This is a genomic window from Falsiphaeobacter marinintestinus (assembly GCF_007923355.1).
Classification (GTDB): Bacteria; Pseudomonadota; Alphaproteobacteria; order Rhodobacterales; family Rhodobacteraceae; genus Phaeobacter_A; species Phaeobacter_A marinintestinus.
Window position 1 is genome coordinate 1 of the sequence record NZ_VOGO01000023.1, and the last position, 14,714, is coordinate 14,714.

Here is a 14,714-nt window from a genome sequence, read left to right on the forward strand (position 1 = left end):
CGCTGACCGACAAAGGCGCGATCAGCTTTTCGCCGCCCGGCGGGCTGCAAATGGACCCGGTCTATCTTCCGCCACCGTAAGGGGTTGTGTCCCGAAAGGTCGAGATCGGCACCGAAGGCTATCGTGGCAGCACGCTGGCGGTGCATCTGGGGTATTCACTGTTCCGGGTCATCGCGGGCTTCCTGGCCCACGCGATTGTGGGCATTCCTTTAAGATATGCGATGGGGCTGAACGGCTGGTTCCGCGGCTGGTTCGACCCGATTGTCGAATTCATGCGCCCGGTGCCGCCCCTGGCGCTGATCCCTCTGATCATCATCTGGTTCGGCATTGGCGAGACCGGCAAGATCATTCTGCTGTTCCTGGCTGCCTTGTGGATCATGGCGATTGCGGCACGGCCCGGCGTTTTGGGCATGAATATTACCAAGGTGCATGCGGCTTATTCGCTGGGGGCCAGCAAGTGGCAGATCATGCGCTATGTGATCGTTCCAAACTCGCTGCCTGAAATCTTTACCGGCGCTCGTGTTGCGATGGGGGTTTGTTGGGGCACAGTTGTGGCAGCCGAACTGGTTGCCGCGTCGGAAGGGGCCGGCATGATGATCATGGTCGCGTCCAAGTTCACCCTGGCCGACATCGTGTTGATGGGCATCATCCTCATCGGGGTCCCTCGGCGGGACCTGATTTCCCAGCAGCCGGTAATTTTGACGGCGAAAATTTGGTCCCTAATGCTTTGACAGGGTCACTCGCTCATTGTCACAATGCATGGAACGCATCGAAGGGACGGAACGATCTATGGCGCACGATCCGGTTGATGTCTTGATCATTGGTGCTGGTGCGTCGGGCGCGGCCGTGGCTTGGAGCCTTGCCGACACGCGCATGCGTATCCTGTGTCTTGAGCAAGGTGGCATACCGGATCAGCGCACTTTTCCAACGACAGGACGAGACTGGGAAACCCGGCGCATGGGCGATTTCGCGTTAAGCCCCAACCAGCGCGGCTTGCCCGAAGACTACCCGATCAATGATGACTCTTCTCCGATCAAGGTCACGAATTTCAACGGTGTAGGCGGTGGAACCGTTCTTTACGCAGCACATTTTCCACGGCTGCACCCGTCTGATTTTCGCGTACGCACGCTTGATGGTGTCGCTGAGGACTGGCCGGTTGATTATGAAACCCTTGAACCGTTCTTTGTTGAAAACGACAGCATGATGGGCGTTTCGGGGCTTGCAGGCGATCCGGCTTATCCAGCTGGAAAGACTCCACCGATGCCAGCAGCCCCCATGGGTCGTTCCGGTCGCAAACTTGCCGAGGCTTTCAATGCGCGTGGCTGGCATTGGTGGCCCTGCGATCTTGCCATTGCGACCGAAGATTACGAGGGGCGCGCCAAATGCATCAATCTGGGGGCCTGCATCAGCGGCTGCGCGCAGGGTGCGAAAGGGTCAGTGGACCTAACATATTGGCCAAAAGCCTTGCGCAAGGGGGTAGAATTGCGCACCCACTGCCGCGTGCGTGAGATCCAGGTGGATGACGCGGGCATGGCCACAGGGGTGGTCTATTTCGATGAGAACGGGACAGAGCAATTCCAGCCCGCGCATGTTGTCGTCATGGCAACCAACGGTGTCGGCACGCCACGCTTGCTGCTGAACTCGACATCCAAACGCTTTCCCGATGGGCTGGCCAACAGCAGCGGGCTGGTCGGCAAGAATCTGATGTTCCATCCCTATGCCAGCATTCAGGGGATCTTTGACGAACCTCTCGATGGTCACAACGGTCCGCACAAGAGCATCCTGAGCCAGCAGTTTTACGAGACCGACCCGACGCGCGGATTTGTGCGAGGCTATACGTTTGAAACCTCACGCGGGACGGGGCCTGTTGGCACGGCTTTGGCGGGTATGGACTGGGGGCATATCCCTTGGGGTGCGGGCCATCATGCTGCCTTTCGCACACTTCAAGACCGGGTGACCAGCCTGTTTGCGATCTGCGAAGATCTTCCCGAAGAGCATAATCGCGTCACGCTGGACCCGACCCTGACCGACAGCGACGGCATCCCCGCGCCACGCATTTCCTATACGTTGAGCGAGAATAGCAAACTGATGATGACGCACGCAATAGCTCGGGGAACCGAAGTGATGGAGGTCGCGGGTGCCAAACAAGTCATGACGACAGCACCCATCACGCTTGCGGGCTGGCACTTGCTGGGCACAGCCCGGATGGGCACTGATCCCGCAAGATCTGTTGTGAATGAATGGGGTCGTTCCCACGATGTCCGCAATCTTTTCATCGTAGACGGGAGTATATTTGTCACCAGCGGCGCCGCGAACCCGACCAGCACATTGCAGGCTCTGGCGCTGTATATTGCGGATCAGATGAAGCAACGTCTGGCCAATCTGTTTGACTAAAGGAATGATCTTATGACCGGCCAGGCCTTCACAAACGATGAGCAATCAACGCTCGCAGCGCTTGTGGCGCAGATTATTCCTGCGTCCGAGACATTCAATCAACCAGGTGCGGATGATCCCGAGATATTGAATGATATTGTGACAAGCGGTGCTCATTTGCGGGACAGGCTTGCGCTGGCACTGGCATCCCTTTCAGGCGAAATGCCTGTAAATGCAGCAAAAGCGACCGCGTTCAGACAGGGTTTTCCGGCGGAGGCGGACATGATCCAGACCCTCACGGCCCAGTGCTATTATCGCGACGCAAGGGTCATGCGCGCCCTGAACATTGAGGTCCGCCCACCATTTCCCAAAGGGTACACGCAAGAGCCCAACGATTTCGCACTGCTTGAACCCGTCCGACAACGCGGCGAAATTTATCGCACGTTACCTTAACCGTGGCGTCAATTGGCACACCCGAACGAAAGTCTTGATCACGTGAAACTATCTGCTGAACACCTGACGTCTCTGGCAACATCTATCCTTGGCCATGCCAGCGGGAACCCGGCTGCAGCCAACAAGGTGGCAGTGCGGTTGGTCAACGCCAATTTGACAGGGCACGACAGCCACGGCGTCGGGATGATACCCGCTTATGTCGAGGGGATATTGGCCGGGCAGTTGGTCCCGGACGCAAATGCCATGATCGTCCAGGACAAAGGGCCGTTCGTGCTTGTGGACGGACAGCAGGGCTTCGGCCACATCGTCGCCGAGCAAGCCATGGACATCGCGATTGAGCGGGCGAAAGTCAGCCATTTCGCCGTCCTTTCACTGCGCAACAGCTTTCACTTGGGGCGTTTGGGAGACTGGGGCGCGATGGCGGCTGAGGCGGGGTTCATTTGTATCATTTACGCCAATGTGCAGTCATCTCGCCCCATTGTGGCCCCTTTCGGCGGAAGCGATGCGCGATTTGTAACGAACCCATATTGCACCGCGATACCTGCGACCCAAAAGCACCCAATGTTCCTGCTGGACATGGCGACTAGCACTATCGCGATGGGCAAAGCACGTGTTGCCGACCTTAGCGGTAAACAAGTGCCCGAGGGGTCGGTCATCGATGCGCAGGGCAATCCGACCACCGATCCGTCTGTCATGTTCAACGAGGCCGGTGGTTCGTTGACGACATTCGGAGCGCACAAGGGTTTTGGGCTGGCTCTGCTGGGCGATATACTGGGCGGATCGTTCAGTGGCGGTGGTGCCTATTCGCCCGAGCGGGAAGTTGACGCGAACATCACCAACAACATGATGGCGATCCTGATCGATCCAGACGTGTTTGGCGCGGCTGAGGCTTTTGGCATCGATGTGGACAAATACACCGATTGGGTAAAAGCATCGCCCCATGCGCCGGGTTTTGATGCTGTGCAATTGCCCGGTGATCCGGAACGCCGCAGTGAACTGGACCGCAGGGCGAATGGCATTTTTCTGGATGCCGGAACGCGAGCTCAGTTGAAAGAGGCCGCACAAAACGCAGGGGTTCCGCCAGCGGAAGTCGAAGCACTTGCTGGCGACCTTTAAGGGGCGTTCAACTTGATCTTGGTCTCTGCATGCTCTCGCAGTCACTTGCCAACCTGAAGGTAGATGGCGAAGGTGTGACCATCTGGAAACGGAAAGCAACGCAGCGACATGCAGACTGACTTTCTTGATAAATTGCGGGACATCCTTGGCGAAAAGGGCCTGTTAACCGGTCAGGATGTTCACGCGGGCTATCACACAGATCCGCGTGGAACGGGGGACGTCCGGCCAGAAGCCGTCCTGCGCCCCGCCTCAACATCGCAGGTCTCGCAGATTATTGCGTTTTGCCACGAAGCCTCGCAACCTGTTGTCGTACAGGGCGGCTTGACTGGGTTGGTTGCCGGTGCCCGACCTGAACACGGCGAAATCGTGATCTCGCTGGAGCGCATGAACAAGATCGAGGAAATAGACACAAAGGCAGGCAAGATAACCGTTCAGGCAGGCACGCCGCTGCAAGTTGTGCAGGAGGCAGCCGATGCTCATGATCTGGTTTATCCGCTTGATTTAGGCGCGCGTGGATCGTGCAGCATCGGCGGAAATCTTGCCACGAATGCCGGAGGCAACAGGGTAATCCGCTATGGCATGACCCGCGACCTGACGCTGGGGATCGAGGCGGTTCTGGCCGATGGCACAATCGTCAACAGTCTGAACCGGCACATCAAGAACAACACCGGCTATGACCTGAAACAGTTGTTTATCGGCAGCGAGGGCACCTTGGGCCTGATCACCCGTGCAACGTTAAGGCTGTTTCCCAAACCCAAAACGCAGGTGGTTGCGTTTTGCGCGGCTGACACCTTTGACGCGGTGTTAGATCTTATGACGCATATGCGTTCGGCTCTGGGATCTGACCTCAGTGCATTCGAGGTGATCTGGGCCAAGACCTATGAAGCCATTCTGGCAGACGTGGCCGGTGTGAAAGCCCCTGTTCCTCTGGGCCACGCGTTTTACGTGCTGATCGAAATGATGGGCTCTGATGTCGTCAATGACTCTGAGAAATTCGAGACCTGCCTGGGCGAGGCGCTTGAAAAGGATATGATCGTCGACGCTGTTCTGTCCCGATCCACTGCAGAAATTGACGCATTCTGGGACGTACGCGACGGCATGGCATATGCCATGGGCAAACAGCAGCCCGCCGTCGGGTTCGATATCAGCCTGTCCATTGCTGACATGAAAACCATCGAAGAGGTTTTGTTGACCCGCTTGCAATCCGCCTTGGGCGAGGTGCGCCTGTTTATCGGGGGGCATCTGGCTGATGGGAATTTGCACCTGGTGGCAAAAGCCACTGGCGATAGGCCACAGCCCAGGGATCAGATACAAGATATCGTTTATGAATGGGTCGGTGAGGTGGGTGGTTCAATCTCGGCTGAACACGGGATCGGAACGTTGAAACGCGCCTATCTGCGACAGAGTCGGAGTGCGACCGAACTTGCATTGATGCGCACGCTTAAGCAGGCGATGGATCCCAAAAACATCCTCAATCCGGGCCGCGTTTTTAGCTCGCAAGCCAATCATTTAGGTTAATTTCCAAGGGAACCGTTGCCATGTCATTTGAAATCTCAGCCTTGTTTCGCCCTAAACTGCCAGCGCCTGCGTCGGCTCGGTTCAAAGCCTTCCCAACCTACAACTTCGTTGGAGGCCATAACGATGCGGCCAGTATCCCCGTTGAAGCACTTACTGCGGCCGCTGCCCGTGTCATTGCGCGTGAAGGGAAGTCACTTGCAACCTATGGGCTGAACAGCGGCCCGCAAGGTTATCGTCCGCTGCGAGAGTTCATTGCCAGTTGGATGGCTGAGTCCGCAGACACGCATGATAGCGCAGATGAAATTCTGATCACCTCGGGGTCCCTGCAAGCATTGGATCTGGTCAACCAGTTGTTGGTTGGTCCAGACGACATGGTGATCGCCGAGGAAGCCACATATGGCGGCGCGCTTACTCGGCTGGCAAAGCTTGGCGTGCCCTATCTGGGTGTGCGCCTGGATGATGACGGGATCGACATGTCCCATCTGGCAGAGCTATTGGAAAGTCAGAAGAATGCGGGCCAGCCCGTCAAGTTCATCTACACAATTCCGACAGTTCAGAATCCAACAGGCGGCGTAATGCCCGTAAAGCGCCGCCGCCACCTGCTGGATCTTGCAGCAAGATACAACTGCCTGATTTTCGAAGATGATTGTTATGCCGATCTGGTTTGGTCTGGCATCCGTCCGCCCACGATCCGCGCCTTGGACGCAGAGGCCGCCGTTGCGGAAGGGCGGTCGAACCGGGTGATCTATTGTGGTTCTTTTTCCAAATCCGTCGCCCCTGCTTTGCGCATCGGTTTCATCATGGCCGACTGGCCCGTTTTGGCGCAGATACTTCCGCTGAAAACCGATGCCGGTACAGGGGCTCTGGATCAGATGGTCTTGGCTGAATTCTGCAAGGATCAGTTTCCCGATCACATCGCCCGCCTGCGCGCCCGTCTCAAGTCCAAGTGTGACATGACGATCCAAGCGCTTGAGGAACACTTTGGCACCGCCGCAGAATTCACGGCACCCTTGGGCGGCATTTTCATCTGGGTTACATTGCCGGAAGGCGTAGACACCAAACGTCTTGAAGTGGCGGCGCTGAAAGAAGGCATTGCGATCAATCCCGGCGCAGAGTGGACGGTCGATGGCTCCAACAATCGCCGCCGGATGCGACTGTGTTTCGGCAACCCGGAAGAGTCTGAAATTCGCGGCGGGATCGCCCGCCTTGCCGAGATTTGCCACCGCGAGTTTGGCGTGCCTGAGCGTATTTCAAACATCGAACAATCCTGAGAAAAACCGGTATCTTCGGCTCGTTGAAACACGAGGTCAGCATCGCGACCGGTCTTTGATATTCTTCATGCCCCGGTGTGATCCCTTAGAGACCTGTGATTCACGCGCCCATTTTTTGCGGCGTACAAAAGAAGCAGGCGGCTGGCGGCACAAAACGCCCCGGGCCAAACTATGCAGAAGAACGAGACTTGCAGCTTGCCCAAGGGCGGGTCAGATTGAACTGGGATTGTAGTGGGGTGTGACAATGACTTGGGCAGATTACCTGGATACGCATCAGTCGCGCTTCATAGAAGAGCTATGCAGTTTCATCCGCATTCCGTCCGTTTCGGCCAAGCCTGAGAACGCGAACGACGTTCGGGTGGCGGGACAATGGGTGATCGACCGTCTAACTGCGGCCGGGATAGAAAACGCCAAGATGTACGAAACCGCCGGCCATCCGGTGGTTTGTGCCGACTGGTTACACGCTGGGCCAGATGTGCCTACGATTCTGATCTACGGCCATTTCGATGTGCAACCGGCAGAACCTTTCGAACTCTGGACCTCGCCGCCGTTCGAGCCGACAATCCGCGGTGATCGGATTTACGGGCGTGGCGCGACTGACGACAAGGGCGCGATGCTTGTCCCGATCTTGGCCGCAGAAGCCCTTCTTGCAGAAACCGGGCGGTTGCCCGTCAACGTGCGCTTCTTCTTCGAGGGGCAGGAAGAGATTGGCTCGCCTGACCTGCCGCCTTTCATCGAGAAAAACCTCGACCGGCTGCAGGCAGACATGGTCTTTTCCGCCGACGGAAGCCAATGGGACACAGAGACACCGCAGATTGTTCTTGGACTGAAAGGTCTCACTTCGCTTGAGATCAAAGTGACCGGCGCACGGTCTGACCTGCATTCAGGGATGCACGGCGGCGGGGTGGCAAACCCAGGTCAGGCGCTTGCCCATCTGCTTGCCAGTATGAAGGCGCCAGACGGACGCATAACCATCGCCGGTTTCTATGACGATATCGTCGAACTGACTAAGGAAGATCGCGATGCCATTGCACGCGTCCCGTGGGATGAAGCAGCGTACCTTGCCGAGACCGGGGCTCCAGCCACGCACGGTGAGCCCGGCTATTCTACCCGCGAGAACCTCTCGGCGCGCCCGACTTTCGAAATAAATGGACTGTCCAGCGGATGGCAGGGCGAAGGCACCAAGACCGTGTTACCGTCGGTTGCCTCGGCCAAGATCACGTGCCGGTTGGTCGCGAACCAAAACCCCGAACGGATTTTCGACCTTATCGCTGCCCATGTCGATGCACACTGCCCGCCAAGCGTAACCGCTGAGGTCTCAAAAAACCCTGGTCGTGCCGATCCTTTCCTTATGCCAGCGGGCCACAATGCCACTGCCATTGCTGGTCAGGTTCTGGAAGAGGTTTATGGCAAAGAGCCATACAAAACCCGGGTCGGAGGCTCGATACCGGTCATGTCGACACTTCTGGATCAACTCGGGTTGCATGGCGTGATGTTCGCCTTTGGCCACGCGGATGAAAACCAGCATGCCCCCGACGAATTCTTCCGTTTGCCAACCTTCCGTTTGGGGCAAACCGCATACGCACGGCTGATGGAACGGCTGGGCGGTGTAAGCAGCTGATGAACGTGTCGGGCCGATGAAATCCAGGCACAACGCCATCCGCCAGATCAGCCAATAGGTGACTACATGAAAGAAGACGTCTTGTTTGTTCTGCTTGGTATGCTGATGGCCGGGGTGTTCGGCATCGCCTATTTTGCCAAGGGAAACGGCTATCTCATGTTCGCCGCAATCCTTTTTGCAACTGTTTCGATAATCTACGCATTTCTCGGCGCTTGATGGCAGGCGTCAGGTGACGCAGGCAGAGATTAACAACTTCCAGTTTTCAGTGCATTTCTGGTGGCATGGCACACGGTTTTGGTGTCGCTGATCTGCCGACTACCGCTCTTGCCTCGAACAGCCCCAAATGGGAGGAGTCGGTATCTTCCGGCCAACAAGGCTTCAGATTGGATCATCCATTGCAACCCTACGTATTCAGCCCAGATCTGCGATCCCGCTTTCGCAGCAATCTTGGAAGCTTTTCCGCCCAGAATGTCGAGCAACCCGGATTGCGAGATGCCGCTGTCGCAATCGTGGTTACCGAGCACAAGGAGACTGGTGAAGCCTGCGTGTTGATGACGTTGAGGCCGCCCAAGCTGAACCGCCACGGCGGTCAGTACGCCTTGCCAGGTGGTCGTCTGGATGCGGGTGAACGCGAAACTGATGCCGCCCTTAGGGAACTGCAAGAGGAGTTGGGCCTCGACTTGGGCGCAGATGATATTCTGGGTCGACTTGACCAGTTTCCGACCCGATCCGGGTTTCGAGTTTCACCGATCGTCATGTGGGCCGCTGGTGCAGTGGACTTGAGTCCTGACCCGTCAGAGGTTGCGCAGGTTTTCCACTTGCCTCTTCGTGAGCTCGACAGCCCGGACATTCCCAGGCTTGAGGAAAGCGAAAACAGCGAACACCCGGTCCTGTCAGCCTACTTTCCGACATTGGGGCATTACATGTATGCCCCCACGGCCGCCATTTTGTTTCAGTTTCGAGAGATTGCGCTGCGCGGCACGACAACCCGGGTCTCGCATTTTGACCAACCGACCTTTGCTTGGAAGTAATCGCGCATCGAACGTCCATGCAATTGCGTCGCGCCCCTGAGAGCAAGTTCCGAGCATTCAGGGGCTCGGTTTGTCGAGCTGGTCATGGCCGGCCCCTCAGGGTCAACAACCATAACCACTTGGCTTAGCGATCAGAGGATGAAGTCACTTTCCGTCAAACCGGTCACCCCGATCACAACCACACGCATATCGGCTGAGGCATCGCCATCAACATCCGCGAATATCCTTGTGTGTCCATTGGGCGTCTCAACGATGCGGATCTCGGGCCCGATTCCGGAAAAGGGCGCTGTCGCGACAAAATCAAACGCCCCGGGGATGACGTGTCGCATTCCGATCAAATCCTCACTCAAAGTGAAATCGGATATCCGGTCGGCGTCTGGCCCATGAGGGCTATCGTCCGCTGAGAGGTAGACGAATGTGTCCGCATCTGCCCCGCCAAATAGTCTGTCGGCCCCAAGGCCGCCTACAAGCCTGTCTTCGCCAGCACCGCCACGCAGGCTGTCTTCGGCCGCGTCGCCAAAGAGCCGGTCGTTTTGCACCCCGCCAAGCAGCAGGTCGTTGTCATCTCCGCCGTATAGACCATCGTTGCCCGGGCCGCCGCGAAGCGTGTCATTCTGAGCACCGCCCTCGATGTGGTCCGCAGCGTTTCCGCCTCTCAGGATATCCGCGCCGTCTCCGCCAAACACCTGGTCGTTGCCGTCGCCACCATGAATGAAGTCGTTGCCGCCCTGACCGTAAAGGTTGTCAAAACCGTCATTGCCGTAAATGGCGTCCGAAAACTCGGTTCCGAAGATTTCATTTGCGTCACCGTCGCCTGTGAACACCGTCACGAGCACAAGTTCAAACGCCCCAAGGTCGCAGATGTTGTCGCCGTTGTTGGACAGGCCCGGGACATCGAAGCGCGCCTGACCTGTGGCATCCGTTGCAGGGGCTGCCGTATCGTCACCGCTATCCAGTGCCGGGTTTGTGGGATCGGCACTCAGCGCAATTGTCTGAACAGGGCCGCCATTATCAGCCAGCAGCCCGCCACCGGAGGCATCCAGCGCCGCAAACACGTCCGCCGCTGTCTCGCCGCCCGTGGCTGTGAGCGAATTCGTGGATGTGATGGCACCGACGATCTCGTTCGAGACCACATAGTTTTCGTCATCGCTTAGGTTGCCCAGTACAATGCTGTTGGCAAGCGTCGCGGTGCCACCGTTCCATATACCTGCGCCCTCACCGTCACTGTAGTATCCGAACCCGGCGAAGTACTGCGCATAGTTACCGCTGACCGTGCTGTTCGTCAGTGCAATCGTTCCCCAATTTGCCAATCCCCCGCCGTTGCCACCTTTGGCTTCGTTGCCACTGATCGTGGTGTTGGTCAGCGTCGCGGTCCCAATGTTATGCAGTCCTCCGCCTTCGCTGGGCACATAGAGCGCGGTTTCCGCAACGTTTCCTGCAATCGTTGCATTGGTCAGCGTCGCGGTGCCGCTGTTCCATATTCCGCCGCCGGAATGCGTTGAATTGTTGCTGAGCGTGCTGTTGCTGAGCGTCAGGTCACCGATATTGAGAATCCCACCGCCGACCCCTTCGTACCCCCCGTAGTTGCCGCTGATCGTGCTGTTGATCACATTGGCCGTCGCACCGCTGGCAACGTACACACCGCCGCCGCCGTCCTGGGCATAATTTCCGTTAACCATACTGTTGGTTAGGGTAACTACCGAGCCGGCACTGATTGAAATGCCGCCCCCAACATCGCCATCCGCGCTGCTGCCTGAATCTGCACTGCCGTCGGTGATCTTTAGCGCGTCCAATGTCGACACGCCGCTTTCAACCAGGATTACGCGCGACGCATCGTTGCCCGAGATGGTGATGTCGGCAACATCGTCGCCGTCGATATCCCCGTCAATTGTTACATCGCTGCTCAGAACAAGCTCGCTCCCGTCCAACGTGATCGTTTGCCCCGCGAGGGACGCATCAAATGTGATGGTGCTGGCATCGGCATCTGAATTGGCAAAGGCCAGTGCCTCGCGCAGCGAGGTTTCACCGTCGGCGTCATCTACGATATCATCGGTCGTTGTGACAACGGTGGGGTCCGGTACGGGTGTCCCATCAGCATTGAAGATCCGCGCCTTAATGCCAGAACCATACTGATCGTCCACGCCATCTTCGGACGTCCAAGTCACCACAAACTGGCCGTTGGCAAGAACCGCAATCTCAGGGTTGCTTTGATAGCCATTGGTCTCCTCGTTGACGAGGAATTCGCCCCCCCCCCTCACCACAAGTTCAGCCAGATCAGATGACAGGGTTTCCGGCGCAAGCGTCTGATTGAGTGTCGTGGCGAAATTGTTGTTGGGCACTTTAATTCTCCAATTAGCATCGCGAAGTTTCACTATCCGCAAGTGAGACGTTCTCGAAATAGGCCCGTCCAAAAGACTGGCGTGCAAGAAATCGCAGAATTGGGGGTGTTCCCACGTTGCAATTAAGTACAATAATCACAGGAAGTCGCAATTGGTCAATACGCATATCCCCGGAATACGATGCAAGGCGTCATCGCGATTCGCGCCAAGGATGTGATGGTGCTCCAGGATGGATAAGGGCATGTGAAAACCCATCCGGTCGAAGCAAGCAGCGTGAAGCACTTTTTCATCTAAAAGTAGATATATTTACAGATACTTAGAAGGCATAGTGAATGACTGACGCAAAGCGCTGGCCAACATTTGGCTAAGCCGCCCTGAACACCACAGCCTGTTGCAACAGCAGCCATTATCGAAAAAGGTACGCGTTCCGCGAGCATAACCTCCAAATTTCTTGCCGCTTCCATTCTTCGCGATTATCTGTGTAAACGATGATGCATATTGCGAACCTGATTGGTAGTCAGGTCGTTACAGCCAGGGCGGTTTTTTGCACAAATTGTTCCCCTAAGATTCACCAGATAAACCCATCGTGATAGCTTGATCCTCCGTTTACTGACTATGGGGACGGACCACTTCAGTGGGGGAGGGTCAGTTCAGCGTCCGGAAGGCCTTTCCGTCATCTGTTCGACAATGCACGACGTCGTAACTCCAGACGTGGTTCCGATACTCAGGCCTCAGCCGAACACATGATCTGTCATTCAGCCAGAGCCGCCCTTTCCTCGGTTGTTTTGCAGGAACCTTCAGCCGCTCTCGTCGCCACAGCCGTTCGACACGGCCATCACTGACCGACCAACCCGCCTCTCTGAGTAAAGCTGCGACCCGACGATAGCCGTAGCGGCCAAACTGTCTGGCCAGCTCGATCATGTCGGCAACCAAGCGATCCTCATCTGCACGGCCTTTCGGGATATGCCTTTGTGTGGAGCGATGCTGCCCAAGAACCCGACAGGCCCTGCGTTCTGACACCTTGAACTGGCTTCGGACGTGATCGATACAAGCGCGACGACGAACGGGGCTTAGAAGTTTCCCCGAGCAGCTTCCTTCAGGATCACTTTATCCAATGTCAGATCGGAGACAGCTCTCCTCAGTTGCTCGTTTTCTTTCTGCAGCCGCTTCAGTTCCTTCAATTGATCTAACCCATTCCACCATATTGCTTGCGCCAGCGGTAATAGGTCTGTTCAACAACGCCGATCTGGCGGATCGCATCGAGGCGGGACATTCCTTGACCCATCAGAACTTCAACCTGCCGTAACTTCGAGGCAATCTCTTCGGGCTTCAGTCCGCTTCGCTACATCTTGTTTGCCATTCTCGGTCCTCCGTTTCCTAAACATAGCAGTGGACCAGTTCAGTGGGGGAGGCTCAAAACATCTTGGAAAATGAGCTCTGCGGTGAGCATCAACGCTCGGTGCGAACAAGCCGCAAGCGCTGCGATCCCTCAAGCGGCGTCAACGGAGAGACATGGCAGATTGGCCTTCGGTTCCAACAATTCTCTCGGCCTGTAAACCAAGTTTGGCTGTATTTTTTGTTGATCAAGAACCTTCAGTCCATACGTGCCCCAGCCAACCTGATGGGCGCAACAGTTCCGCCCAATTTGGAAAGCAATGTACGGGCACGAATTTTGCTTGACCGTTTATGTAGTGATTATGAGGGTTTGTATCAAATATTCCGAGGTCAATCATCAATTGGGAAAACACTGCAGACTCCGTCGAAGTTGGCCTCTCTAAGAGCCGGTATTGGTCGGATCATGTTGCTAATCGCCTGGAGCGGTTGAAAACCAAACTGGCTGCCGAGCAGCGACCGATGCCTACGATCATCTTTCTGAAGCGGGCAGGGGGCAATCTCGTCATTTCTACGGCCGCGGACACGCCTCAGGACGTTTTAGATTGCATGGGCCGGATCTGTAGTGATTGTAGCAGACTATGTGAAAAGTGCGGCAATGCCGCCTATGCTCAGCACACGATGCCAATCAGACGATTGTGCAGTTGGTGCTATGCTAAAGACGCACCCCGGATTCGAGATCTGGATGTCGCAACTGAGTTTCCAGATCTCGTCAGTGATCACACAGCAAGCCTGGTGCCTGCCACGGGCCGGCGGTGGTATGCTATCATCAGGAAGTGCTTGGTTGAGATGAGGGGTGTTGTCCGAGATGCTGATTTGGCACCCGGCACAGTTCAGATTTCGGATATCAAAGCCAAGTTGGGCAGCATTCGAACCGGTTTTCACAGCTTTCACGACAGCATCGACCTCATTGATCAACAGCTACACGATGACTCCCTGCTGACATGTTGCCGTTGCGGCCATGTTGGTGAGCGGGCGCGGGCATTTATGCACAATGAGGGTGTGTGCAATCGCTGCGCGGTTTTCGCTCGGTACGGGAAAAATGTCGCCTGAGGCGAACCCTTGATTTACTGACGAAGTTCGGGAGGTGACGACTACGTCTGACGTTGAGACATCCGGCACAGGCTTTCAGTAAGGCAAGCAGCATGCCGATTCAAATCACCCACCCTGTTCAGCTGTTTTCATTACCGCGTTTTGGCTTTTGATCGGTGAAAGGGGGGCTTTGCTGCATGTTGGCCTTTTGGGCTCTCGTTTCAAGCGGGTGGATGGTTGATTGGTGATAAGCCGTTCCTTGACTAGATAAGCGTCTATCGCAGCCGACCTGCCAGTCAAAGGCAGCGGACCGACATGGTTGTCCTGGGACACATCAAGGAACAATCCCGTCTCAGTCTGGGCAGTTATGGTCGCCCACGGATGACCGAAGAGCTAAAGGAACTTGGCCTGAGCGTCGGGCATCGTCGTGTCGGTCGGTTAATGCGCGAGAATGGCATACGGGTTGAAAGGTCAAAGAAATACAAGGTGACTGTTGAATGTCACTGAGAACTGACCCGGTATTTTCACCGAGATTTGACCCACCGTTAGTTATGCGTTGTGGTTTATG

9 protein-coding genes and 3 pseudogenes are annotated in these 14,714 nt (G+C 56.3%); 10 read left to right on the top strand and 2 right to left on the bottom strand.

Going from position 1 to position 14,714, the window contains the following annotated elements:
* The 9 genes and pseudogenes from FOY56_RS22865 to FOY56_RS22900 form a co-directional block, all read left to right on the top strand.
* Positions 1 to 662 (top strand): annotated as a pseudogene (locus tag FOY56_RS22865) (ABC transporter permease subunit); the annotation flags it as partial.
* 127 nt (positions 663 to 789) lie between these two features.
* Positions 790 to 2,394 carry a GMC family oxidoreductase gene (locus FOY56_RS22870; protein ID WP_146348475.1) on the top strand — a complete coding sequence of 535 codons (1,605 nt, stop codon included), beginning with the start codon at positions 790 to 792 and terminating at the stop codon, positions 2,392 to 2,394.
* Between the two features lie 12 nt (positions 2,395 to 2,406).
* The gene (locus FOY56_RS22875) at positions 2,407 to 2,826 is read left to right on the top strand and encodes a hypothetical protein (RefSeq protein ID WP_146348476.1); all 420 of its coding nucleotides are present in this window, start codon (positions 2,407 to 2,409) and stop codon (positions 2,824 to 2,826) included.
* Positions 2,827 to 2,868: 42 nt separating this feature from the next.
* Positions 2,869 to 3,942 carry a malate/lactate/ureidoglycolate dehydrogenase gene (locus FOY56_RS22880; RefSeq protein WP_146348477.1) on the top strand — a complete coding sequence of 358 codons (1,074 nt, stop codon included), beginning with the start codon at positions 2,869 to 2,871 and terminating at the stop codon, positions 3,940 to 3,942.
* Positions 3,943 to 4,050: 108 nt separating this feature from the next.
* Positions 4,051 to 5,460 (top strand): FAD-binding oxidoreductase, encoded by a 1,410-nt coding sequence (locus FOY56_RS22885; protein ID WP_146348478.1) that lies wholly within the window; start codon positions 4,051 to 4,053, stop codon positions 5,458 to 5,460.
* Between the two features lie 20 nt (positions 5,461 to 5,480).
* Complete coding sequence (locus FOY56_RS22890; RefSeq protein WP_146348479.1) at positions 5,481 to 6,731, top strand: aminotransferase-like domain-containing protein; 1,251 nt, start codon at positions 5,481 to 5,483, stop codon at positions 6,729 to 6,731.
* Between the two features lie 244 nt (positions 6,732 to 6,975).
* On the top strand, positions 6,976 to 8,352 hold the full coding sequence (locus tag FOY56_RS22895) for a dipeptidase (RefSeq protein ID WP_146348480.1): 1,377 nt from the start codon (positions 6,976 to 6,978) through the stop codon (positions 8,350 to 8,352).
* A gap of 66 nt (positions 8,353 to 8,418) precedes the next feature.
* Entirely contained in the window at positions 8,419 to 8,568 is a 150-nt protein-coding gene (locus FOY56_RS23730) for a hypothetical protein (protein WP_186766452.1), read from the top strand.
* A 179-nt stretch (positions 8,569 to 8,747) separates the two neighbouring features.
* Positions 8,748 to 9,383: an NUDIX hydrolase gene (locus FOY56_RS22900; protein WP_222435028.1), complete on the top strand. Its 636-nt coding sequence runs from the start codon at positions 8,748 to 8,750 to the stop codon at positions 9,381 to 9,383.
* 131 nt (positions 9,384 to 9,514) lie between these two features.
* Here the strand turns inward: FOY56_RS22900 and FOY56_RS22905 are convergent, their stop codons facing one another.
* On the bottom strand, positions 9,515 to 11,722 hold the full coding sequence (locus FOY56_RS22905) for a choice-of-anchor Q domain-containing protein (RefSeq protein ID WP_146348482.1): 2,208 nt from the start codon (positions 11,720 to 11,722) through the stop codon (positions 9,515 to 9,517).
* A 648-nt stretch (positions 11,723 to 12,370) separates the two neighbouring features.
* Positions 12,371 to 13,055 (bottom strand): annotated as a pseudogene (locus tag FOY56_RS22910) (IS3 family transposase); the annotation flags it as partial.
* 1,358 nt (positions 13,056 to 14,413) lie between these two features.
* Between FOY56_RS22910 and FOY56_RS22915 the strand changes: the two are divergent.
* Positions 14,414 to 14,644 (top strand): annotated as a pseudogene (locus tag FOY56_RS22915) (IS3 family transposase); the annotation flags it as partial.
* Positions 14,645 to 14,714 lie beyond the last annotated feature (70 nt).

Excerpts from the sequence above, each read along its gene's own strand:
- FOY56_RS22890 (WP_146348479.1), top strand. The coding sequence starts at position 5,481 with ATGTCATTTGAAATCTCAGCCTTGTTTCGCCCTAAACTGCCAGCGCCT.
- FOY56_RS22885 (WP_146348478.1), top strand. The coding sequence starts at position 4,051 with ATGCAGACTGACTTTCTTGATAAATTGCGGGACATCCTTGGCGAAAAG.
- FOY56_RS23730 (WP_186766452.1), top strand. The coding sequence starts at position 8,419 with ATGAAAGAAGACGTCTTGTTTGTTCTGCTTGGTATGCTGATGGCCGGG.
- FOY56_RS22875 (WP_146348476.1), top strand. The coding sequence starts at position 2,407 with ATGACCGGCCAGGCCTTCACAAACGATGAGCAATCAACGCTCGCAGCG.
- FOY56_RS22895 (WP_146348480.1), top strand. The coding sequence starts at position 6,976 with ATGACTTGGGCAGATTACCTGGATACGCATCAGTCGCGCTTCATAGAA.
- FOY56_RS22870 (WP_146348475.1), top strand. The coding sequence starts at position 790 with ATGGCGCACGATCCGGTTGATGTCTTGATCATTGGTGCTGGTGCGTCG.